Source organism: Bradyrhizobium sp. NBAIM03 (assembly GCF_020194055.1).
GTDB classification, from domain to species: Bacteria; Pseudomonadota; Alphaproteobacteria; order Rhizobiales; family Xanthobacteraceae; genus Bradyrhizobium; species Bradyrhizobium yuanmingense.
Map to the genome: position 1 here is coordinate 114979 of NZ_JADYVS010000012.1, position 19583 is coordinate 134561.

Annotated in this window: 19 protein-coding genes and 2 pseudogenes; 1 reads left to right on the forward strand and 20 read right to left on the reverse strand. The window is 61.6% G+C overall.

The features are described 5' to 3' along the window. Nucleotides 1-87: 87 nt before the first annotated feature. From trbL to I6F21_RS19785, 17 genes and pseudogenes are all read right to left on the reverse strand, one after another. Nucleotides 88-1314: a P-type conjugative transfer protein TrbL gene (gene trbL, locus I6F21_RS19705; RefSeq protein ID WP_225128607.1), complete on the reverse strand. Its 1227-nt coding sequence runs from the start codon at nt 1312-1314 to the stop codon at nt 88-90. Next, a complete protein-coding gene (gene trbK-alt / locus I6F21_RS19710; protein ID WP_225128609.1) occupies nt 1311-1682 on the reverse strand; it encodes a putative entry exclusion protein TrbK-alt in 372 nt (123 codons plus the stop codon). Before trbK-alt ends, trbL begins: the two co-directional genes overlap by 4 nt. Continuing rightward, the gene (gene trbJ, locus I6F21_RS19715) at nt 1682-2413 is read right to left on the reverse strand and encodes a P-type conjugative transfer protein TrbJ (protein WP_225128611.1); all 732 of its coding nucleotides are present in this window, start codon (nt 2411-2413) and stop codon (nt 1682-1684) included. The genes trbK-alt and trbJ overlap by 1 nt, the downstream gene beginning before the upstream one ends. Next, nucleotides 2410-4851, reverse strand: a complete 2442-nt coding sequence (gene trbE, locus I6F21_RS19720) for a conjugal transfer protein TrbE (RefSeq protein WP_225128613.1) — start codon at nt 4849-4851, stop codon at nt 2410-2412. Before trbE ends, trbJ begins: the two co-directional genes overlap by 4 nt. A 10-nt stretch (nt 4852-4861) precedes the next feature. Next, on the reverse strand, nt 4862-5125 hold the full coding sequence (locus I6F21_RS19725) for a VirB3 family type IV secretion system protein (protein WP_225128614.1): 264 nt from the start codon (nt 5123-5125) through the stop codon (nt 4862-4864). Then, nucleotides 5125-5448, reverse strand: a complete 324-nt coding sequence (locus tag I6F21_RS19730; protein ID WP_225128615.1) for a TrbC/VirB2 family protein — start codon at nt 5446-5448, stop codon at nt 5125-5127. The genes I6F21_RS19725 and I6F21_RS19730 overlap by 1 nt, the downstream gene beginning before the upstream one ends. A 1-nt stretch (nt 5449) precedes the next feature. Further along, nucleotides 5450-6364, reverse strand: a complete 915-nt coding sequence (trbB, locus tag I6F21_RS19735) for a P-type conjugative transfer ATPase TrbB (protein ID WP_225128792.1) — start codon at nt 6362-6364, stop codon at nt 5450-5452. A gap of 230 nt (nt 6365-6594) precedes the next feature. Then, the gene (locus I6F21_RS19740; RefSeq protein ID WP_225128616.1) at nt 6595-7929 is read right to left on the reverse strand and encodes an MFS transporter; all 1335 of its coding nucleotides are present in this window, start codon (nt 7927-7929) and stop codon (nt 6595-6597) included. Nucleotides 7930-8064: 135 nt separating this feature from the next. Further along, a complete protein-coding gene (locus tag I6F21_RS19745) occupies nt 8065-8490 on the reverse strand; it encodes a CopG family transcriptional regulator (protein ID WP_225128617.1) in 426 nt (141 codons plus the stop codon). A gap of 5 nt (nt 8491-8495) precedes the next feature. Continuing rightward, on the reverse strand, nt 8496-10484 hold the full coding sequence (locus I6F21_RS19750; protein WP_225128618.1) for a conjugal transfer protein TraG: 1989 nt from the start codon (nt 10482-10484) through the stop codon (nt 8496-8498). 36 nt (nt 10485-10520) lie between these two features. Further along, the gene (locus tag I6F21_RS19755) at nt 10521-12284 is read right to left on the reverse strand and encodes a DUF3363 domain-containing protein (RefSeq protein ID WP_225128619.1); all 1764 of its coding nucleotides are present in this window, start codon (nt 12282-12284) and stop codon (nt 10521-10523) included. A gap of 385 nt (nt 12285-12669) precedes the next feature. After that, complete coding sequence (locus I6F21_RS19760) at nt 12670-13500, reverse strand: lytic transglycosylase domain-containing protein (protein WP_225128620.1); 831 nt, start codon at nt 13498-13500, stop codon at nt 12670-12672. 2 nt (nt 13501-13502) lie between these two features. Beyond that, complete coding sequence (locus I6F21_RS19765) at nt 13503-14015, reverse strand: S26 family signal peptidase (protein WP_225128621.1); 513 nt, start codon at nt 14013-14015, stop codon at nt 13503-13505. Continuing rightward, nucleotides 14012-14476, reverse strand: coding sequence for a DUF2840 domain-containing protein (locus I6F21_RS19770; protein ID WP_225128622.1), 465 nt, complete (start codon nt 14474-14476; stop codon nt 14012-14014). The genes I6F21_RS19765 and I6F21_RS19770 overlap by 4 nt, the downstream gene beginning before the upstream one ends. 289 nt (nt 14477-14765) lie before the next feature. Next, nucleotides 14766-15647 carry a replication initiator protein A gene (locus I6F21_RS19775; protein WP_225128623.1) on the reverse strand — a complete coding sequence of 294 codons (882 nt, stop codon included), beginning with the start codon at nt 15645-15647 and terminating at the stop codon, nt 14766-14768. A 22-nt stretch (nt 15648-15669) separates the two neighbouring features. Then, on the reverse strand, nt 15670-15951 hold the full coding sequence (locus I6F21_RS19780) for a helix-turn-helix domain-containing protein (RefSeq protein ID WP_008561544.1): 282 nt from the start codon (nt 15949-15951) through the stop codon (nt 15670-15672). Nucleotides 15952-16247: 296 nt separating this feature from the next. Further along, nucleotides 16248-16477, reverse strand: a pseudogene (locus I6F21_RS19785) (DUF2285 domain-containing protein); the annotation flags it as partial. Between the two features lie 209 nt (nt 16478-16686). On the opposite strand from I6F21_RS19785, the pseudogene I6F21_RS19790 reads away from it, so the two are divergent. After that, nucleotides 16687-16889, forward strand: a pseudogene (locus I6F21_RS19790) (helix-turn-helix transcriptional regulator). A 66-nt stretch (nt 16890-16955) separates the two neighbouring features. On the opposite strand, the gene I6F21_RS19795 reads toward I6F21_RS19790, so the two are convergent. The 3 genes from I6F21_RS19795 to I6F21_RS19805 all read right to left on the reverse strand — a co-directional run bounded on the left by I6F21_RS19795 (nt 16956) and on the right by I6F21_RS19805 (nt 19361). Then, the gene (locus I6F21_RS19795) at nt 16956-17276 is read right to left on the reverse strand and encodes a DUF736 domain-containing protein (protein WP_128948358.1); all 321 of its coding nucleotides are present in this window, start codon (nt 17274-17276) and stop codon (nt 16956-16958) included. 573 nt (nt 17277-17849) lie between these two features. Further along, on the reverse strand, nt 17850-18299 hold the full coding sequence (locus tag I6F21_RS19800) for a hypothetical protein (protein WP_225140390.1): 450 nt from the start codon (nt 18297-18299) through the stop codon (nt 17850-17852). Nucleotides 18300-18437: 138 nt separating this feature from the next. Beyond that, complete coding sequence (locus tag I6F21_RS19805) at nt 18438-19361, reverse strand: DUF2493 domain-containing protein (protein ID WP_225128627.1); 924 nt, start codon at nt 19359-19361, stop codon at nt 18438-18440. Nucleotides 19362-19583: the final 222 nt, after the last annotated feature.

Sequence of the window (19583 nt, forward strand, 5' to 3'; positions counted from 1 at the left end):
GGTGCCCCTGATATCGAGTGATCGGTTTCAAGTGTGCGATAGAAGGATTTGAGGCGCTGCTGTGCGGCGGAGGTGTAGTGGTGCGTCTCAGCGTTCTCCTTCGGACAAATCGACGGAAGAGCCGCTGCCACCATGATCGCCCGAGCGGACGGCGTGGCCAGCAGCCGAGGCACCGTGCTGAATGATCTGAGCACGCTTCATGCGGCGAGCCCAATCAGGCTGCCCGTCGGCCGGAGCGCTCGCGCCCTGGTCGCCCGCTTGGCTACCTCCGAAGGTAGCCGCTGCCCGGCGCAATGGACTCCACGCAGCCGAAGCGCCAGCCTCCGCGACGCCGGCAAGGCCGCCGCTTCGATAGGCGGCTGTTGCTCCGCTTATGACAGCGCCGCCACCGCGCGCGGCGCCTGCAACCGCACCGCCAGCGAGACCGGCACCGCCAGCGGCAAGTCCCGCGCCAGCTGCAACAATGCCGCCAGCAGCAAGGCCTGTTCCAATCGCGGCGCCGGCGCCAAGTTGAGGTCCGCCCGACACTAGGCCGTTTGCGATACCCGGACCGAAGATGCCGAGGCCCAGCAAGGAAAGCGCCGCGAGCACCAGTGTCATCGCGTCTTCGATGGTCGGCTGTGCACCGCCGAAACCTGCGGTGAACTGCGAGAACAGGGTGGAGCCGATGCCGACGATGACGGCCAGGACCAGGATCTTGATGCCGGAAGATATGACGTTGCCCAGAACGCGCTCCGCCGCGAAGGCAGTCTTGCCAAACAAGCCAAAGGGAATGAGCACGAAGCCGGCCAGCGTCGTGAGCTTGAATTCGATCAGGGTGACAAAGAGCTGGATCGCCAGAATGAAGAAGGCGAGCAGCACCACAATCCAGGCGAATAGGAGAACGACGATCTGGACGAAATTCTCGAAGAAGCTGATGTAGCCCATCAGGTTGGAGATCGAATCAAGCAATGGTCGACCGGCATCGAGGCCGACTTGGGCGATCTTTCCCGGTCGCAGGAAATCTGCCGCGGAGAGGCTTGCGCCCGATGCTTTCAGTCCAAGACCGGCGAAACTCTCGAAGACGGTGCGCGCCAAGCTGTTCCAGTTGCCGATCAGGTAGGCAAAGACGCCTACGAAGAGCGTTTTCTTGACGAGGCGCGCGATAATGTCTTCGTCCGGCCCCCAACTCCAGAACAACGCGGCGAGCGTGATGTCGATCGCAGCAAGGGTCGTTGCGAGATATCCGACATCGCTGCCGAGCAGCCCAAAACCGTTGTCAATATATCGCGTGAACGTTTCAAGGAACTGGTCAATGATCCCCGTACCAGTCATGGCTTGCTCGCCTCAGGCATCGCCGGTCCCGGATAACCTTGCGGGATCCGGCTCTGATCCTTTCGGGCGGACGCCAAGCCTGCGGTGGAATCGTCTTGGCCAGGATCTGCGGGAACGTTCTTCCTGCCCAAGAAGCGGCGCCGGTTTTCGGCCCAAATCTGCTGGCAATGCCGATAACCTGCTGTTTCCTCAGCAGTGACGCTGCGGCAGCGTGCGAGATCAGGGTTGGCTCCATCTGTCGTCCGCTCCGTCTTCGGCAGCGCGGGCGACTCGTCACTACCGCGAAGCTGAATCGTGCAGGCTGTGACCACCAAAACGCCGATTGTCGTCAGCAGCGACAACGCCTTGAATGCCCGAATGTCCGTCATCAGTGGAACATCTGCACGCTGGATGATTGATAACCCTGCCCTGGCGTAAGAAACCGTCGAAGCTGCTCGCGGCCCTGGTCCTGGGCCGAGGCGCGTTGCGCTGCTTCAAGGCTTTGCGCCCTGCCCTGCGCCGTCACGACAGCGGTGAGGTCGGCGAGCTGCTGCGCGTTAAGCGCGAGAATCTGGTTACCAGCTTGTGTTGCCTGCAGAGCGCCGCTTGCGCCCTGGCTAGACATGACGAGCGCGGAGGTCTGGACACGGTTGGTGTCGAGATTGCCAACGATGCCGGCCTGGACGCGAAGCGCGTCTTGCGTTGCGGCATAGGAATTCTGCCAACGCGATTGAGCATTGGAGATCAGTAACTGGTTCGATTGGCTGCTGGTCGCTGGCGCGTAGCTGGTCGAGAACGCGCGATCGATCTGATCGACGTCGTAGGCGATCCGCTGGGCCTGGGCCAGCAATTGCTGGGTCCGCTGGATCGAGGATTGCAGTTGGCGCAGGGATGAATACGGCAGGTTTGCCAGATTCTTTGCCTGATTGATCAGCATCTGCGCCTCGTTCTGCAACGAGGTGATCTGGTTGTTGATCTGCTGCAGCTCACGGGCGGCAGTCAGGACGCTCTGGACGTAGTTGTTGGGATCGAAGACGATCCACTGCGCCCGCGCGGGCACCCTGAGGTCGAGCATCAGCGCGACCATGCCAGCGGCCGCCAATAGGCCAAGACGCCTCATAGCGATTTCTCCAGATTGACGAGGTTGGGGATCAGGTCGAGGGCCCAGGCGACGCCACGGTGCTGTAGCCAGGCCGGCACGAAGCCGTCAGGTCCATGTTCGGCGAGGAGTTGCGAGATGGCTGCCTGGTCTGTCTTGGAAGAGGCTGCGGTAAAGGCCAGAGCGACCTCGCCAAGGCCAAGTTCGAACATCCGGTTGCCGCGGCGAGATTGGCAGTAGTAGTCGCGCTTGGGCGTAGCGCGGCTCAGAAGCTCGATCTGGCGGTCATTGAGGCCAAAGCGGCGATAGATCGCTGTGATTTGCGGCTCGATCGCCCGCTCGTTCGGCAGCAACAGCCGCGTTGGGCAGCTTTCGATGATCGCCGGCGCGATTGCGGACCCGTCAATATCCGAAAGCGATTGGGTGGCAAAGATAACGGACGCATTCTTCTTGCGAAGCGTCTTCAGCCATTCCCGGAGCTGGCCGGCAAAATCTTCGTCATCGAGGGCAAGCCAGCCTTCATCGACAATAAGTAGTGTAGGCCGACCGTCGAGGCGGTCCCCGATGCGATGGAAGAGATACGCCAGCACGGTCGGCGCAGCACTCGTTCCGATCAAGCCTTCGGTCTCAAACGCCTGGACCGACGCCTCGCCGAGATCTTCGAATTCGGCATCGAGCAAGCGCCCGGAAGCTCCGCCCAGGCAGTATGGTTGCAGGGCGCGCTTCAGGGAGTTCAATTGAAGAAGGACTGACAGGCCCGTGAGGGTGCGTTCCTCCCTCGGCGCCGAAGCGAGAGATGTTAGCGCCGACCACAGATGATCCTTGACCTCAGGGGTGATCTCGATCTTTTCCCGTGCCAGGATCGCGCCGATCCATTCCGTCGCCCACCCTCGCTCGGAAGGATCATCGATCCAGGCCAAAGGTTGCAGCGCGACTGGGTTTTCGTCCCCGTCAGACAATGCACCGCCGAGATCATGCCAGTCGCCACCCATGGCGATCGCGGCCGCCCGGATCGAACCGCCGAAATCGAAGGCAAAGACCTGCGAATTCGGGTAACGACGGAACTGTAGCGCCATCAGGGCCAGCAGGACCGACTTGCCGGCTCCAGTCGGTCCCACTACTAGCGTATGGCCGACATCGCCGACGTGGAGCGAGAACCGGAAGGGCGTCGATCCCTCGGTCTTGCCGAACAGAAGCGGCGGACCCTTGAAGTGCAGATCCCTCGCCTCGCCGGCCCAAACAGCCGACATCGGAATCATATGGGCGAGGTTGAGGGTCGAAATCGGAGGCTGCCGCACATTGGCGTAGACGTGCCCGGGCAGACTGCCGAGCCAGGCTTCGACGGCGTTCACGGTCTCGATTATGCAGGTGAAATCACGGCCCTGTATGACCTTCTCGACCAGCCTCAGCTTTTCATCGGCAGTGTTGGGATCGCGGTCCCAGACAGTGATGGTCGCCGTAACAAAGGCTTGTCCGATCTGATCCGACCCCAGTTCCTGCAACGCTGCGTCGGCATCAAGCGCCTTGTTGTGGGCGTCGGTATCGAGCAGCGTCGACGCCTCGTTCGTCATGACCTCCTTGAGAATGGCGCCAATCGACTTTCGTTTGGCAAACCACTGCCGCCGAATCTTGGTCAGCAGTTTGGTGGCGTCGGTCTTGTCGAGCATGATTGCGCGCGTCGACCAACGATACGAGAATGCCAGACGATTCAGATCGTCCAGGATACCCGGGGTCGTCGCACCCGGAAAGCCGACAATCGTCAAGACCCGAATATTGGCTGAGCCCAACATCGGCTCTAGCCCGCCGGTCAGCGGCTGGTCGGACAACAGCGCGTCGATGTACATCGGAATTTCAGGCACGCGAACGCGGTGACGCTTGGTCGAGATCGTCGAGTGCAGGTAGGTCAGCGTGTCCTGATCATCGAGCCACGCGCATTCCGGCATAAATCCTTCAACGAGCTGCAGCACACGGTTGGTTTGGTCGATAAATCCGCGGAGCACCTCGCGGGCGTCTGCTCCCACAGTCCGATCGCGTCCCTCATAGAGCAGGCGCTCTGCCCTGGCGGCTCCCTCCTCGGGTGGCAGATAGAGGAAGGTCAAGAAGTAGCTGGACTCGTAGTGGGCACTCGCCTCTTCGAACTGAGCCCTTCGTTCCGCATCGACCAGCGCTGACGCGATGTCGGGAAAGACGTTAGGCGGGTACGCCCCCGCAAAGTGACGCTGCGCCTCAACGAACACGGCGCAGCCCGATCCCAGGCGACGCACGGCGTTGTTCAGACGGCTGGCGACGGCTACAAGCTCAGCCGGCACCGCGCTGTCGAGGTCAGGCCCCCGGAACTTTGCTGTCCGTTGGAACGAGCCGTCCTTGTTCAGGATGATTCCCTCGTCGACGAGGGCTGCCCAGGGCAGGAAGTCGGCGAGGCGCGCGCTGGAATGACGATATTCGGCAAGGTTCAACATGACCGATAACTCAAAGATTGAGATGACTGGGAATGCGCAGATGTCGGCGCACCACATCGACGAATGCGGGGTCGCGCTTGGCGGCCCAGACGGCGGCCATGTGGCCGATGAACCAGAGGACAAGTCCCGCGATCCACAGCCGAAGTCCGAGCCCAAGGGCTGCCGCAAGCGTGCCGTTCACGATTGCAACTGATCGCGGCGCGCCGCCCATCAGGATTGGCTCAGTGAGCGCGCGGTGAACGGGCACGGCAAAGCCTGTGAGGGGTTCATCCATCAGATAACCACGCCGCCGCCGAAGGAGAAGAACGAAAGGAAGAAGCTCGAGGCGGCAAACGCGATCGACAGACCGAACACGATCTGAATCAACCTGCGGAAACCACCCGACGAGTCCCCAAACGCGAGCGTGAGACCGGTCACCACGATGATGATGACGGCGATGATCTTGGCGACCGGTCCCTCGACCGACTGCAAGATCTGGTTGAGTGGCTGCTCCCAGGGCATGTTCGAGCCAGCCGCCCATGCTGGCTGAACTGCCAAGACCACCGTGCCGAAGGCGGCCAACGATGCACCTCGAAGAAAGCGAAATTGCTGACGCATGTCAGTCTCCTGCTGATGAAAGGTCGTAGTCGCCGGCGGCCCCTAGCCCGGTGACGAGGGCAAGCTCGGCGAGGCGACGGCCGGCGCCGCGCCCCGCCAGCACGGCGATAACGTTGATGGTCTCGGCGATCAGGGCCCGCGGAACCGTGATGACGGCTTCCTGGATGAGCTGCTCGAGCCGCCGCAGTGCGCCGAGCGCGGTGCCCGCATGAATAGTGCCGATGCCACCGGGATGACCGGTGCCCCAGGCCTTGAGCAGATCGAGTGCTTCCGCACCGCGGACCTCGCCAACCGGAATACGATCAGGACGCAGTCGCAGCGAGGACCGAACGAGATCGGATAGCGTAGCCACGCCATCTTTGGTCCGCAGCGCCACGAGATTGGGCGCTTTGCATTGGAGTTCGCGCGTGTCTTCGATCAGAACGACCCGATCGGCGCTCTTTGCTACCTCGGCCAAGAGGGCATTCGTCAGCGTTGTCTTGCCGGTCGATGTCCCACCGGCGACGAGGATGTTCTTCCTTGCGTCGACCGCGCCTCTCAGGATCTTGGCCTGCTCCGAGGTCATGATCCCCCTGGCGACGTAGTCGTCAAGCGTAAACACGGCGACGGCGGGCTTGCGGATAGCAAAGGCCGGTGCTGCAACGACCGGAGGCAAGAGACCTTCGAAGCGCTCGCCGGTCCCTGGCAATTCGGCCGAGACCCGTGGCGAACCGGCATGCACCTCGGCACCCACGTGATGCGCTACCAGGCGAACAATGCGTTCGCCATCCGCCGCGGACAGAGTTTCGCCTGTGTCGATCAGACCATCCGACAACCGATCGATCCACAGCCGCCCATCTGGGTTGAGCATCACCTCGACGATCGCTTCGTCTTCGAGGTAGCCGGCAATCGCGGAGCCAAGCGCGCTACGCAGCATTCGCGCACCGCGTGAGCTCGCTTCGGATTGAATGGAATGGATTGCCACTGTTCGCCCCCACCGAATGAGAGCGTCCTCAGACTCCCTCATATGGGGAGGATTAGAAAAGGCACCAATGGACTTGGCGCAACAAGCGCTTTCGGTGATCGTAGGCTGGCGTAGAAAAAGAAAGACTGAGAAACCGATATTTGACGGCTACTTAATCTTATCCGCTCGCCGCGAATTGCTGCTCACCACTCCGCATCATCATCCGCTGGCAGGAGGATGACCGAGTCCTCATAGAGCCGAACTGTCTCGACAGCGTAGGAAACATCGGTCGGCTCGAAGAAGACGATTGAACTTATCCATGAAGCGACGGATCGGCGCCAAGGCAGCGCGAACCAGACCAACGCTGCGATCTGCAGTGCTATGTAGAGACCGAACGCGACTTGATAAGCTTGGACGGGCCTACGGCCATCATTCGCAGACCATTGCTCCAGGATAAGACCTGTCGCGTATTGTGCCAGAAAGGCCCAACCAAAGTGCAAAACGTTCAAGGCGCCGTTCGCACGACCGGCAAGCTCCGGCGGAAAGTAATCCAGTATCACCGCGAAGCTCACCACGGTTGCCGTTCCGACAATTGCGACAACGGACCAGGGCAAGACGGATGGCAGAGGCGCTCGCAAGATCAAAGCAAACTCAGCTGCGATAAATAGCGCTGCAACCAGCGCCAATACTGTTTCCGCCCCAATTCCCCTTCGTTTGATGCAATGGACCGTCATACCGAATAACCAAGCGCCACCGCTAAGTACGATCGACATCATGAAAAGCTGTCTGACGAGACTTGCGCGATCAAGCCCCTCCACGTCGGCCAGCCATAGCGATGCCCACAATCCCTGCAGGGACCAGGCCGATCCAATGCAAGTCGCCGACAACGGGGCCATTCGCCAAAAGCGGCAATCGCCGAAAACGGAGCTAAGGGTCGCGGGGGTTGACGCCATAGACGAGACAATGCCTCGTTCGGGTACCACGACATAGATGAGAGCGGCCGTCACACCGGTGGCCGCCGCCAAGACCTCAAAGAGTTGCCGCCAGCCCATCCAAGCCAGCAGATGTTCGACGGGAGCCGTAGCGGTCACCGCTCCTAGCGAGCCCAGCATGACCATATAGCCGTTCAGCAAGGCAACGCGTTCCCTGGGGAACCAAAGGATCATGGATTTCAGTCCAGCCGTCAGCGCCGCCGCGAGGCCGAGCCCGATCATTGCACGTGCGATCAAAAGTGACAGGAAGCCGGTCGATACCGCAAACAGCCAAGCGCCCACTGCTGCGAGCAAGAGCAAAACACTCTGTACGCGGCGAGGACCAAAGCGGTCCAACGATATGCCGACGGGGATCTGGGCCGCCGCGAAAACAAGGAAATAGACCGACGTAAGCAACCCGAGGTCGGCAGTCCCAAGCCCGGTATCCGAGCTGAGACGACTGGCGATCAAAGCGTTGATCGTACGATACAGATACGAAAGATAGTATCCGACCGCAAACGGGAGAAATACGCGCGCGGTGAGGCGCCATGCCCCGGAAATCTGCATGCTGGCCCCTCTTGCTGTCAGCTGGTGCAAGCCGATAGCGTGACCAGCTTTTCGTCAGTTCAGCTAAATCACTGCGGGCGTAAGTTAGCGAACAAAAAGAAGGGAACGGCGAAACGGTCTTTCTCCATGATTCAATTAAGCTTCTTCGACCGGTTCCTGACGGCGAATATCTTCCGGAATCTCGCGCAGAAAGCTTTGCCCCTTTTGCAAACGGCGCCCTAGCGCCTCGACAAATCCTTCAAAGCGCTCCCTTCCCTTTACTTGCGCGGCCGCCTGCGCGTCGTTGGGCAACGGTGGCGTGATCGTCAGCCAGAAACGGATGAAGAGAGCCAAGGTCTCAGCCGCCAAACCAACGTCACGCTCGAGCCTCTGCATCTGACGCGACAACCGATCCAGGCGCCGGGTAAACGCCGCCTCCCGTCTGTCCGCGCCGTCCGGTGACAAAAATGAAGCGACAGCCGCTTCTACGATCGCGGACCTGGAAAGCTTCTTGCGATCGGCGAGTTCCGAGATCTGTTTCAGAAGCTCTGGCGGAAAATAGACGTTCATCCGGTCGCGCATACTGCTCAGAGCTCCATACCGTCATTAGGGTCCATGGCGACTTGACGGGCGACACCACGGAGCTGTTGGCGTATAACCCGGGACTGCCGGACCGTGTCCTCGTCATCATCAAGAACGGCGGCGAATTCCTCTGCCGGCGTTAGTTCGGTCGTCTCCTTGGCGATCGCGACGTGATCGGGGAGTTCGGGCTCACGACGGAGCCCGCTGTTTGCTGTGTCTTCCTCGGCCTCCGCAGCTTTGGCAGTTGGACCTCCAGTTGGTTTCAGCACTTGGAGCGCTGACCATCCGTCCGTTCGCGATGATCGGCCGGCTGTCCCAGGACCGGGCGGCGGCAGAACCCGCTCGGTGAATCGCCGATCCTCGTAGTAGCGGACCTTGTTCGCCCGGATCGGCGCCGTCCCTGCCACCATGACGATCTCGTCTGCCGGCGGAAGCTGCATGACTTCGCCTGGGGTCAGCAGCGGCCTCGCAGTTTCCTGCCGTGAGACCATCAGGTGCCCAAGCCATGGGTTCAACCTGTGCCCGGCGTAGTTCTTCATCGCGCGCATCTCGGTCGCCGTGCCTAGCGCGTCGGAGACCCGCTTGGCGGTCCGCTCATCATTAGTCGCGAAGCTGACCCGGACGTGGCAGTTATCGAGGATCGCGTTGTTAGGCCCGTAGGCCTTCTCAATTTGATTGAGCGACTGCGCAATCAAGAAACTCTTGATGCCGTATCCCGCCATGAAGGCGAGCGCGGACTCGAAAAAATCAAGCCGACCGAGTGCCGGGAACTCGTCAAGCATCATCAGGACTCGATGCCGGCGGTCGCGGGCGTGCAAATCTTCGGTCAGGCGCCGGCCGATCTGGTTCAGCACCAGGCGGATCAGCGGCTTGGTCCGCGAGATATCGGAGGGCGGCACCACGAGATAAAGCGTCGTGGGACGGCTATCTGCGATCAGATCGGCAATCCGCCAATCGCAGCGGCGGGTTGCTTGGGCCACGACAGGATCGCGGTACAGCCCGAGAAACGACATCGCGGTGGATAGGACGCCAGAACGTTCATTCTCCGACTTGTTGAGCAGCTCGCGCGCGGTCGAGGCGACCACTGGATGCGCACCCTGCTCGCCAAGGTGCGTCGTGGTCATCATGGCCTTCAACGTTGCCTCGATCGGCCGCTTCGGGTCGGACAGAAAGGAGGCGACGCCGGCTAGGGTCTTGTCCACCTCCGCGTAGAGAACATGGAGGATGGCGCCGACCAGGAGCGAATGGCTCGTCTTCTCCCAATGGTTCCGCTTGTCGAGCGATCCTTCGGGGTCTACGAGAACGTCGGCCACGTTCTGGACATCGCGAACTTCCCATTCGCCGCGCCGGACCTCGAGCAGCGGATTGTAGGCTGAGGACTTTGGGTTGGTGGGGTCGAACAGTAGGACGCGGCCATGTCGCGAGCGAAAGCCGGCCGTCAGTTGCCAGTTCTCACCTTTGATGTCGTGCACGATGGCCGAGCCCGGCCAGGCCAGCAACGAGGGAACGACTAGGCCAACACCCTTACCGGACCGAGTGGGCGCAAAACACAAGACGTGCTCCGGTCCGTCGTGGCGGAGGTAGTGCCGGTCGAGCTTGCCGAGCACCACACCATCCTGACCGAGAAGTCCGGCCGCTCGAACCTCATCCAGACCAGCCCAGCGCGCCGAACCATAGGTCTCGACATTCTTGGCTTCACGCGCGCGCCACACCGACATGCCGATCGCCACCGCGATCGAAACAAAGGTTCCCGACGCCGCGATGAAGGCACCCTCGAGAAAGATTTGTGGCGCGTAGGCATCGTAAACGAACCACCACCAGAAGAACACTGGCGGGTAGTAAATCTTGAAGCCCCACAGTTCGAACCAGGGCCGCCCAAGCTCCGGTTGCCAGGCGAGCCGCCAGGCCGTCCACTCGGTTGCTCCCCAGATGGCCAGCAAGACGATCAGGCCGACAACGATCACCTGTCCCCAGAGGATTTTGGTTCCGGACATCCCGAACGCCCTTCCGCAACTGAATTGGAGAGACTGCTAGAGGCCAAGGTCGCGCTTCCGACCAAAACCCCATTCGATGCCACCGCCGTCCTTCACGACGCCGGTGACGTGTTGGCCGAGTTTCTTTTCGAGTTCGCGCGACCAAGGCACGAGCTGGAAGCCGAGCCCGTTATCGATCATGGCGAAGCGTCCTGAGCTGAGCGTCAGCCGCTGGCGATATGTGCCCGCCACATGCTCCCCGGGGTCACGCTTCATGTAAGGGAGGCGCGTGTCGGCCGAGACTTTTGCGGCCACCTCATCCAGTTCACGCCGGCGCAAAGTGTTCAAGAGGTCGCGCTGCAATATGATGCGTTGGCCCTGCCGCCGCGCCAGGCCTTCCTGGATCAGATGCTCGGTACGGGCTTCCATGGCGTCGCGTGTCTCGCGGCCGAAGCCGCCCATGGCGAGCGGCATGGCCTTGCGTTCGACGAGCCTGTGGTCGAGCCAAGTTGCCCCTCTTGCCTTGACCTGACCACCAAGATCGAGATCGGAACGGGTCGCGAGCACCACGGTGGGGTGCGGATCGCCGGGTGGACCGAAACTCCGGACTTCGACGATGCCGCCGACGGGCGGTGCATATTCGAACGCCTCGAGCCCTCGGAAGCGCACGTGGTGCGCGCGTCCATCTGTTCCGTCGATCAGAGCGTAGGCCTCGCCAGTCAGTTCGTCATGCAGTCCACGGTCGACCAGGCGTCCGATAATCTGGGCCGTCGGCTGTCCACCCTCGATGACGAAGTCGGCAACGCCGCGGGGTTCTCCACGCTCGGTAAAGGCGCGGTGCATGGTCTTGATGATGTCGCCGCGCATACCGAGGTCGCGCAAGCTACGCTCGGCCTCAAGCCCGACCATCCATTCGCCTGGTGCGGCGGAGGCAGCAAGGCCCATCTTCTCAAGGTGCTGAAGGCGACCGACCATCAGGCGCCGGATCTCAGGATCGGAGCTGCCCGGGTTCTCGGGGCGAAGATCGATAGTGCCGGTCTCATCGGCCGCCAGCCGGATCTCCCGATCTAGCCGCGTCCACCGTTCAGCTGTGACTTCCCTCTCCAGCGAATTGCGGATCTCCTGCTCTGGTCTTGGTCCCAGTTCGATGGCGACCAGTTCCTCGGCGCGCGCGCGCAGACCTCGGCTAATATAATCGCGGGAGATCACGAGATCCGCCCCTTCCTCATCTATCCCCCGAACGAGAAGATGGACGTGAGGGTTGTCGGTATTCCAATGATCGACGGCCACCCAATCGATCCGCGTCCCGAGATCCGTCTCCATCTGTTTGGCGAGATCGCGGGTAAAGGCCTTCAGGTCGGTCATGTCGCCCGCATCCTCCGGCGAGACGATGAACCTGAAATGATGCCGGTCGTCCTCACAGCGCTCCGCGAAAGCCGCGCTATCGGCACGATCGCTGCCAGCATCGAACATCTCGGCCCGCTCACCACTCCGGGTCACGCCGTCGCGCTTCAGATATGAAAGATGGGCCGTCATTGGCGCTGAACGGAAGGCTCTCCCTTTGTGACGAACCACGCGGGCCTTCACCACGACGCGCCGCGTTGGGCTGAACAATCTGGCGCGGCTAAAGGCGAGGCGCCCGCGGCCAAACGTCGAGCGCCCATAGGCCGCAGAACGCCTGCCAGCCGCGGCCTGGCCCGAGGTGTGTCCCGCTCTCTTCGCCGCCCGCAGCACCTGGTTGATGAAGCTCTTTTGCTTCGGCGCGCGGGTACTGCGGATGCGCCCAGGCCGAACGCGCAAGTCGCTGTCGCGCACGCTCACGGAAGGGCCTCCCAGGCATCAAAAGCATGCACGGTGCCGAAAACGCCGTTGATTGCATTCATCAAAATGCACGGCGCGGCACGCGTCCCGACCGACCGGCACGCCAGAACCCATGCCATGCCAATGGCTTGCGGTTCGACCGGCGAGCCCCTTTTATCTCGCCGTCCTGCCGTCGTGGTCTCCCGGTCGCCGGTTCCCCAAAGGGCCGCCGCAAGTTGCCAGCCAACTCGCGGAGCCCCCACTGCTTCCGAGCGCTTGCGATAGCGATCGTTACCCGAAGGGCCGAGACACCCGAAGGGTGGCTCGGTGAGGAGCGAAGCGACGAGTAGAGCGCGGGCCGAAGGCATCGCCCATACGCCACCAGCTTGTGAACCCACACACTTGGTCATTGCGACACTTCCGAATCCGATCGAGGGACGAACACGCCGATTGGCCGGGGGACCATGGGCGAAACATCGGGCGCCGAGATTGCGGTCGTGACACCGCTGGATGGCATGAGCGCCGGCAACCGATCGCTCGTTTTCGTGAGATTGGCTCGCGCGACGAATAGCGTCGCAGCTGCTGATGACTGTCGGGTCGACGTCCACCTCGGCGGCAGTTCGATGGCTAGCAGATTTGGAAGCTTTGCGACGTATGCTCGCGTCTCGTCTGGCAAAGAGCCGCCTGCGAGATGCTCTTCATAGCGGGATGGTCCCGCGTTGTACGCGGCAAACACGCCAGGCGAGCCATACCGATCGAGCAGTTCGCGTAAGTACGCCGTACCGGCCAGAATGTTATCGTGCGGGTCGTATGGGTCGTTCCCGAGATTGTAGCGCTCGCGAAGTTCCGCCCAGGTCGCCGGCATGATTTGCATCAGGCCCATTGCGCCTTTTGGCGATCTGGCGTGCACGTCACCAGCACTCTCGACGCTTTGCACTGATCGGATCCAGTTCGGCGCAATCGCAAAGCGTTGTGAGGCTTCATTGATGAAACCGGCAAATGAGTGAGCGGTCTGACTGATCGCCGGCTGGGCGGCTGATCCGCTCTGGGCCAAAGCAGCACTGTCACCGGCGGTCAGAAGAAGCATCAGGGGCACGACAGCGCAAACACGCGTGCCCAACCGACCAAAGGACGCGGTCGGGCTCGCGCCAGCCTTGCAGACATCGATCGAGACGACGGAATGATCCCACAATCGATCGAGCAAGGGAATGGCAAGGAGAACACCTCGAATACGCATGATTACTCCTCCCACGTCCATACCGGCATCGCACGGCCGATCACGCTAGACGCCGGAAGAAATCCAAAATACCGGCCATCAAGAGAGTCGTCCGACTGCCAGTTCATCAGAAACAGCTCGCCGTCGCTAACGACGCGGCAGCCCTGCCATTTCGGCAGCGGCCTGCCCCGTCTGTCGTGATCCTTCGCCTCGCCCACCGCGACATCGTCGACCGAAATCGCGAGGCCGGTTCTGCAAACACTTTGCCCCGGAAGGGCGAGCACGCGCTTCAGCATGGGGACGCCGATGGGTAAATAGCCGTTCAAGTCGAGGAAGGTCGCGAGCGGCTCCGGCGGCTGCACGGCGACCAAATCAGTGACTTGGAATTGGTCTGCCGGTCGGAGGCGGTAGAGACCGATTGGCACGCTTGCGGATGCGTTCCAGATGTAAAGCGGAAGCGGCTCCAGGACGATCGTCGCGATGAGCGCAGCAGCGACACCAAACGTGGTGGTCAGCGTCTTCATGCGGCCCGTCATCGCATGATCCTCTGACGGTGAAGCCAAGCCTGGTGGCGCGCTTTCGTATACGGGCGCGGGTTTTCGTTAACCGACAGGCGGTTATGAACGTGATGCCAATGATCGGGCGCGACATCAGCAGGATCGATGCCGAGTGCCTCAACGGCATCGATCATTTGCAGCACTCGTTCGACCTTCGGCCAGCCGGACAGACGCAGCAAAATCTCTCCGCCGGGCTTCACATACGGCACGGTCGAGCAGCGCTGTCCCGGAGCGACTGCGCGCAAGATGTCGATCCGCGAAATGATTGCCCCAAAGTCGTTGGAGGTCCATCGGGCGAAAGCAAAGATGCTGCCCGGCGCAAATGACAGGACGCGCCGATGGCGCTCAAGCTCCCTTTCCTTGACGACACGACCGAACCGAATCCGGTTTTCGATACGCTTGTCGAGCCACAGCACTTCTACTTCGGTAAGATCACTCATACCGCCGCTCCCCTACGCTCGACCTCGGAGCCGTTCGCTTCGACGGCCGGGAAGTGCGTGTACGGCTTGTGAAGGCCAGCAGGGCGAACGGGCCGGCTTTGCCGGCCACCTCCCAAGCGCTTTGCGGCCTGGTCCGTTAGAAGAAATCCGAAGGATTTCTGGTTAGTAAAGTTAGAGCGGCCGGAAAGCGCAGAGAAACAAGCCTTTAAGGTCGATTCCGGTCCCCGATAGCACGAGGATCGGGTCCCCGATAGCACGAGGGTTGCGGTCCTCGATAGCACGAACTGATTCACAGGTTGTCCTCCGAATTTGGAATGAGACCGCGCCGGCGCAAGCGTGCCGTCAGGGGATCAACAGGCGTTGGCGCGAAGTTCAGCCGCTCGATGCCGTTCAGATCCCGTGTGAGCACGAGCTGATAACCGGGCAATGTCTGGCGCTGGACGATCTGACGTACGTCGTAAGCAAAGTGCTTGAGCGGCGAGAGGATGCCGGACTTGGCATGGAGGTGTGCAAGGTCAAAGCTCCAGCCATCGTCCTGCCGACCGCCGTGCTTGCGCACAAGACGATAAAGCCACCGCTCAAGTCCGCCGGTGAGCTCGAAATAGGCGCGGTCGATCGTCAGCACGAGCGCGTCGTCGATGACGCCGGCATAGAACCAATCCGGCAGGATCAGCTCGAGCCCGAATGGGCGGCCATTTGCATCCGCCGTCTCCTTCCACTCGTTTATCCAGGAGAAGCGATGCCGTCGTCGTTCCATCGGCTGGCGGATCGACGTCAGCACCGTCGTTGACTGAAGTCTGTCGAGGCCCGCCTTCAGACGGTGATAGTCGCGTGCGCTGGTGCCGCGGCCAACGAACGTTAGAATCTCGTATGGCGTTGCAGCCATCAGACGCGACGTCTTCAGGCCCGCATCCCGGGCTTCGACGATCTGAGACGCGGCCCAGATCAGAACGTCTGCATCCCAAATGGTCGCCATGCCGTGTTCCGGAACAGCTTCGACACGAATTGAGATCGCACCTGCGCGGAAATCGATCGGCACAATCCGCTTCGTTTTTGCGAGCGAGAAGAACGGATAGGCCATCAGATCCTGCGCATCTCGCGGCGCGAGATCGCCGGGCAGCGCCCGAAAGAGCTCAAGCTGGCCGCGCTCGGAATGGTGTTTGCGCCGCATGGTCACTGCTCTCACGCGGCTATCAGCGACGTTCCTGACCTGCATAGGGACGCAGGGCCGGATGCTTCTTGGCGGGCAGCACGGTCCCCTTGCCGGGATCGGATGTCGAGGTCTTGGCGCCGCGGTCGGCCCACGCTTTCAGGTCATCGACGGCGTAGACGACACGTCCGCCAATCTTCCGATATGTTGGTCCGGTGCCGTACGTGCGGTGCTTCTCCAGCGTGCGACCGGAGAGGCCGAGGTAACGCGCGGCCTCCGGGGTACGCAGGAAGCGCGGGGGTAGACCGGCCATCGGATCGGGCATTTGGGGACTCCAGGATGACAGCGCACCACGGATGGCGGCGCTAGCGTGTGTGCGGCCATCATGGAGGAGCAGGTTCTCGGAGGGGGATGCCGAATATGGAGGGAGCGGTTTTCGGCACGCCTTGGGAACGACGCTACCCATCCCTGCGCCCGGGCCGCAGAATTTTTTGCGGTGACCACCGCGCATCAACGCGAGGCCGGCTTGCACCAGGCGGATCGTTCGATTACGCAGTTCGTGGGTCTTCTAAGCGCGATCGGGGACGCGGTTCTTGCCGGACAGGCGCCGAGTAAGAGTCGCCCTTGCTCAGTCACCCATTTGGCACGAGCAAGATGACTCTGATATGCGCGCCGCGCACGGTCCGGCTCTCGGTCGGACCACTTGAGCCACTTCGCCCCAGTCCGCCCCCTCACCGCCGGCCGTGCAGAAGGCGAACGTACGTGACGACATGCTGTTCGTTATAGGCCGTCAACGTCGGCTCGTTCGGCGCACTGTCAGCTACGTCTGGATCTGGGGCTCGCTCCTGCATCATACCCGCTTTTAGAACGCCTATAAGCTACGCCATGGTCTCCGATGCGCGTTGGAATCCAGGATAGCCCTTGGGTAGACACACGGCCGAGCTCGGTCGCGCACGTAGCGTCGTCACATCGATAGCATGTTCGGACACGAATAGAAACGATCGTTGCTAGAACGATCGTTCCGGTCAGTTTCCCATATCGCCATGGATCTCAAGAGATCATGGCTGTGACTCTGCGTCGGAAACGCCATGATCTACAAATGACGCAGGAGGAGCTGGCCGAGCGTGCGGGTCTAATCGCCGTTATGTCGGCGCCATCGGCGACGCATCAGCAAGCGATACCGTGCTCGGGCAGATTGCTGAAGCATTAGGGGGCAAGCCGGAAGACCCGCTCAAAAGGGCTGCGCGGCTTAGCAAATCGTAATCCGCACCTCAGCCCGGGCGCGAAGTGCCCCGTCCGGCGAACCGGGCGGGGCTTGATTGAGCGAGCTTACTCACCGTTCTTACGCGGCCGCGACCAGAGGAGCGTGTAGCCTTCGCCGCTTTCGTCCTCGAAGAGGTTCGCATAGATCGGAGCGTTGAACGAGGGGTCGTCGAGCTTGAGTGAGAGGTAGTCGCGGCCTTCCTCGGAACGCTTCGACCAGGCTGCGCCGATCTCCGCGCGCCCCACATAGATGCGGTGGCTGGGGGCGTTGTCGTTGGACCGGTTGGTCTCGGCGACGATGCGGACGCCCTTGGCTTGCAGGCTCAGGGTGACAATCTCGCCCTGGAAATCGTTGCCGACCTTCTTGAAAGAACCGATGTTAGCCATGTCACTTCTCCTGTTGTGTTTCGAGCCCGCGACCACCGCGGCCTCGATGGCGATCTAGGGGCGAAGACGATCGGCGACGCACCCGCCCGCGGGCCGGAGCGCAGCGGAGGACGCCGTTGTGGCGACTTTCTTGACTCGCGAGGAATGGGCGAAGCCCAGGGGAAGAAAGTCGCATCAACGGCGTTGCGGCTCAGACGATCGAGGCGAAGCCGGTCTTCGGCCAGATCAAGCCATCCATGAGGCCACGTGCGTCGGCGTGCTGAACCGCAATCTCAGGAGAAGACATGACTCATATCGGCTTTGCTGAACAAGAGGTCGGAACCATTCAGCGCAGAAAGAGAAACAATTTTCTGCAAAGGGCGGTATCGTCTCGCACGAATGGATCGGCGCAACACCGCTCCGCCGCGGCTGCGTGGGCCAGACCCGAACGCCGGCGGCTTGATCGAGAGCTCCGAGGCGGACTGCCTCTCCCGCGCTCGATCGCTCCCGTTCAGCGCGCCGATCTATGCGAACCTGTTCGACGATGAAGGAGGTAAATGGTCATCTCTCAGGCCTTCCGGCCGTAAGAACTGGTTAGGACGGACTCTCCACCACCCTACCCGGCTCGAACGGGCGGGTCTCCGCCGGAACGATCAAGCGCGTCCATGACGTAACGCCAATGCAAACCGCGCCCAGGCAAGCGAAGACTTCACGCCAAACCAACGAAGGCACCCCAATCTGGGACAGGGCGAACACCACATGATAGCCGGCAACGGCGGCGGGAATAGCAAATGCTGTCGCGATCGCGATGCGCAAAGCCAAGGACCGGGTAATTGCGACGGCGACTTGGCCGAGGACGAGCGTCAGCGCACCGCCGGCCGTCGCGATAAGTACCGCACCAATGAGGCCGGCGCCGCTCCGAAACGTAGTCATTCCGATACTGAGAGCGACGAAAAACGGCAGTGCATACACAGCGAGCGCAAAGATCGCCCAGCAGAACAAGCCGATGCCGAGTGTGTTGATGGCAAGCCCAAGGGCAAGCATGGTGGTGGCTCCATGTGCATAGATGTACCAGTCGCGCCTTCCACCACCACCACGGCGCAACTCTGAACATGAGACCGAAAGGAGGCGGAGTTGCGGCGCATGCCCCCCGCTCCAACTGTTTGGAGGCGAGAAGACGGCTTATGTGCCGCCGAACCTCCAGACCGGGATGCCGAGGCGCTTTGCTTTGTCCGCCAGGTTGTCCTGGATTCCTGTGCCCGGGAAGTGCATGACGCCAATCGGCAGGAGTTCGAGCATGGCGTCGTTGCGTTTGAATGGGGCTGCCTTGGCGTACTTGGTCCAGTCAGGCTTGAATGCGATCTGAGGCACCTTGTGATTAGTCGCCCATTTGGAGGCGATAAGCTCCGCACCTTTCGGCGAGCCGCCATGGAGCAGGACCATGTCGGGATGCTTGGCGTAAACCTTGTCGAGGCGGTCCCAGATGAGGTGGTAGTCATTAAAGTCTAGCCCGCCGGTGAGTGCGATCTTCGGTCCTTCCGGCAACAAGACCTCGGTTTCAGCGCGACGTTTTGCTGCGATGAAGTCGCGGGAGTCGATCATTGCTGCGGTCAGCGTGCGATGATTCACCAGTGATCCCGATCGAGGGCGCCAGGAGGATCCGGTGTGAGTCTCAAAGCGTTCGATGGCCTGATCGCGGAAGAGTTCCAGGCAGTTGCGGCGCTCGATCAAAGTGATGCCCTCGGCCGTCAAGCGCTCGAGTTCGACTGATCGGACCTCAGAGCCATTCTGCTCGCGCTGGCTCTTCTGCTGCGCCTGCTCGTTATCGTCTAGATGGCGTTCGATGCGGTCGACGGCTCGATGGAACAGGTTGACGGTCGACCACAGCAGATCGCCCAGGTCCGGCTCGAGCCGCGTGTCGCTCAACGTCGCGACCAGGGCGTCGAACACATCGGCGACGGCGCCAGCGATCATCTTGCCCTCGGGGAGCGGTCGTGGGTCAGGCTGGTCGTCGAAGGGACGGTAGCCGAAGAGCTGTAGTTCGGTCAGCACGTGGTCAGTTGGAGAAGAGGCGTGCGGCGGTTCGATATCGTCGTTGTCGGTCATTGGAGTGATCCTTTTCCGGATCGGCCGCGCCCATCGCGGCCTTCGTGGCGATCACTCAGACGGCGGGCGGAACGGGCCAGAACCCGCAAGGGCCGAAGCGGCAGCGGAGGATGGCGGAGGCCGGCTATTTTGCTTCGCGATGCAAAGCGCGCCGGTCTAATGGCTGATGTCTTCTCATCGCCAGCGCGCGGCGGAAAATAGCCGGGCGTAGCCATTGCCGGC

Excerpts from the sequence above, each read along its gene's own strand:
- trbL (WP_225128607.1), bottom strand. The coding sequence starts at position 1,314 with ATGACTGGTACGGGGATCATTGACCAGTTCCTTGAAACGTTCACGCGA.
- trbK-alt (WP_225128609.1), bottom strand. The coding sequence starts at position 1,682 with ATGACGGACATTCGGGCATTCAAGGCGTTGTCGCTGCTGACGACAATC.
- trbJ (WP_225128611.1), bottom strand. The coding sequence starts at position 2,413 with ATGAGGCGTCTTGGCCTATTGGCGGCCGCTGGCATGGTCGCGCTGATG.
- trbE (WP_225128613.1), bottom strand. The coding sequence starts at position 4,851 with ATGTTGAACCTTGCCGAATATCGTCATTCCAGCGCGCGCCTCGCCGAC.
- I6F21_RS19725 (WP_225128614.1), bottom strand. The coding sequence starts at position 5,125 with ATGGATGAACCCCTCACAGGCTTTGCCGTGCCCGTTCACCGCGCGCTC.
- I6F21_RS19730 (WP_225128615.1), bottom strand. The coding sequence starts at position 5,448 with ATGCGTCAGCAATTTCGCTTTCTTCGAGGTGCATCGTTGGCCGCCTTC.
- trbB (WP_225128792.1), bottom strand. The coding sequence starts at position 6,364 with ATGCTGCGTAGCGCGCTTGGCTCCGCGATTGCCGGCTACCTCGAAGAC.
- I6F21_RS19740 (WP_225128616.1), bottom strand. The coding sequence starts at position 7,929 with ATGCAGATTTCCGGGGCATGGCGCCTCACCGCGCGCGTATTTCTCCCG.
- I6F21_RS19745 (WP_225128617.1), bottom strand. The coding sequence starts at position 8,490 with ATGCGCGACCGGATGAACGTCTATTTTCCGCCAGAGCTTCTGAAACAG.
- I6F21_RS19750 (WP_225128618.1), bottom strand. The coding sequence starts at position 10,484 with ATGTCCGGAACCAAAATCCTCTGGGGACAGGTGATCGTTGTCGGCCTG.
- I6F21_RS19760 (WP_225128620.1), bottom strand. The coding sequence starts at position 13,500 with ATGCGTATTCGAGGTGTTCTCCTTGCCATTCCCTTGCTCGATCGATTG.
- I6F21_RS19765 (WP_225128621.1), bottom strand. The coding sequence starts at position 14,015 with ATGACGGGCCGCATGAAGACGCTGACCACCACGTTTGGTGTCGCTGCT.
- I6F21_RS19770 (WP_225128622.1), bottom strand. The coding sequence starts at position 14,476 with ATGAGTGATCTTACCGAAGTAGAAGTGCTGTGGCTCGACAAGCGTATC.
- I6F21_RS19775 (WP_225128623.1), bottom strand. The coding sequence starts at position 15,647 with ATGCGGCGCAAACACCATTCCGAGCGCGGCCAGCTTGAGCTCTTTCGG.
- I6F21_RS19780 (WP_008561544.1), bottom strand. The coding sequence starts at position 15,951 with ATGCCCGATCCGATGGCCGGTCTACCCCCGCGCTTCCTGCGTACCCCG.
- I6F21_RS19795 (WP_128948358.1), bottom strand. The coding sequence starts at position 17,276 with ATGGCTAACATCGGTTCTTTCAAGAAGGTCGGCAACGATTTCCAGGGC.
- I6F21_RS19800 (WP_225140390.1), bottom strand. The coding sequence starts at position 18,299 with ATGCTTGCCCTTGGGCTTGCCATCAACACACTCGGCATCGGCTTGTTC.
- I6F21_RS19805 (WP_225128627.1), bottom strand. The coding sequence starts at position 19,361 with ATGACCGACAACGACGATATCGAACCGCCGCACGCCTCTTCTCCAACT.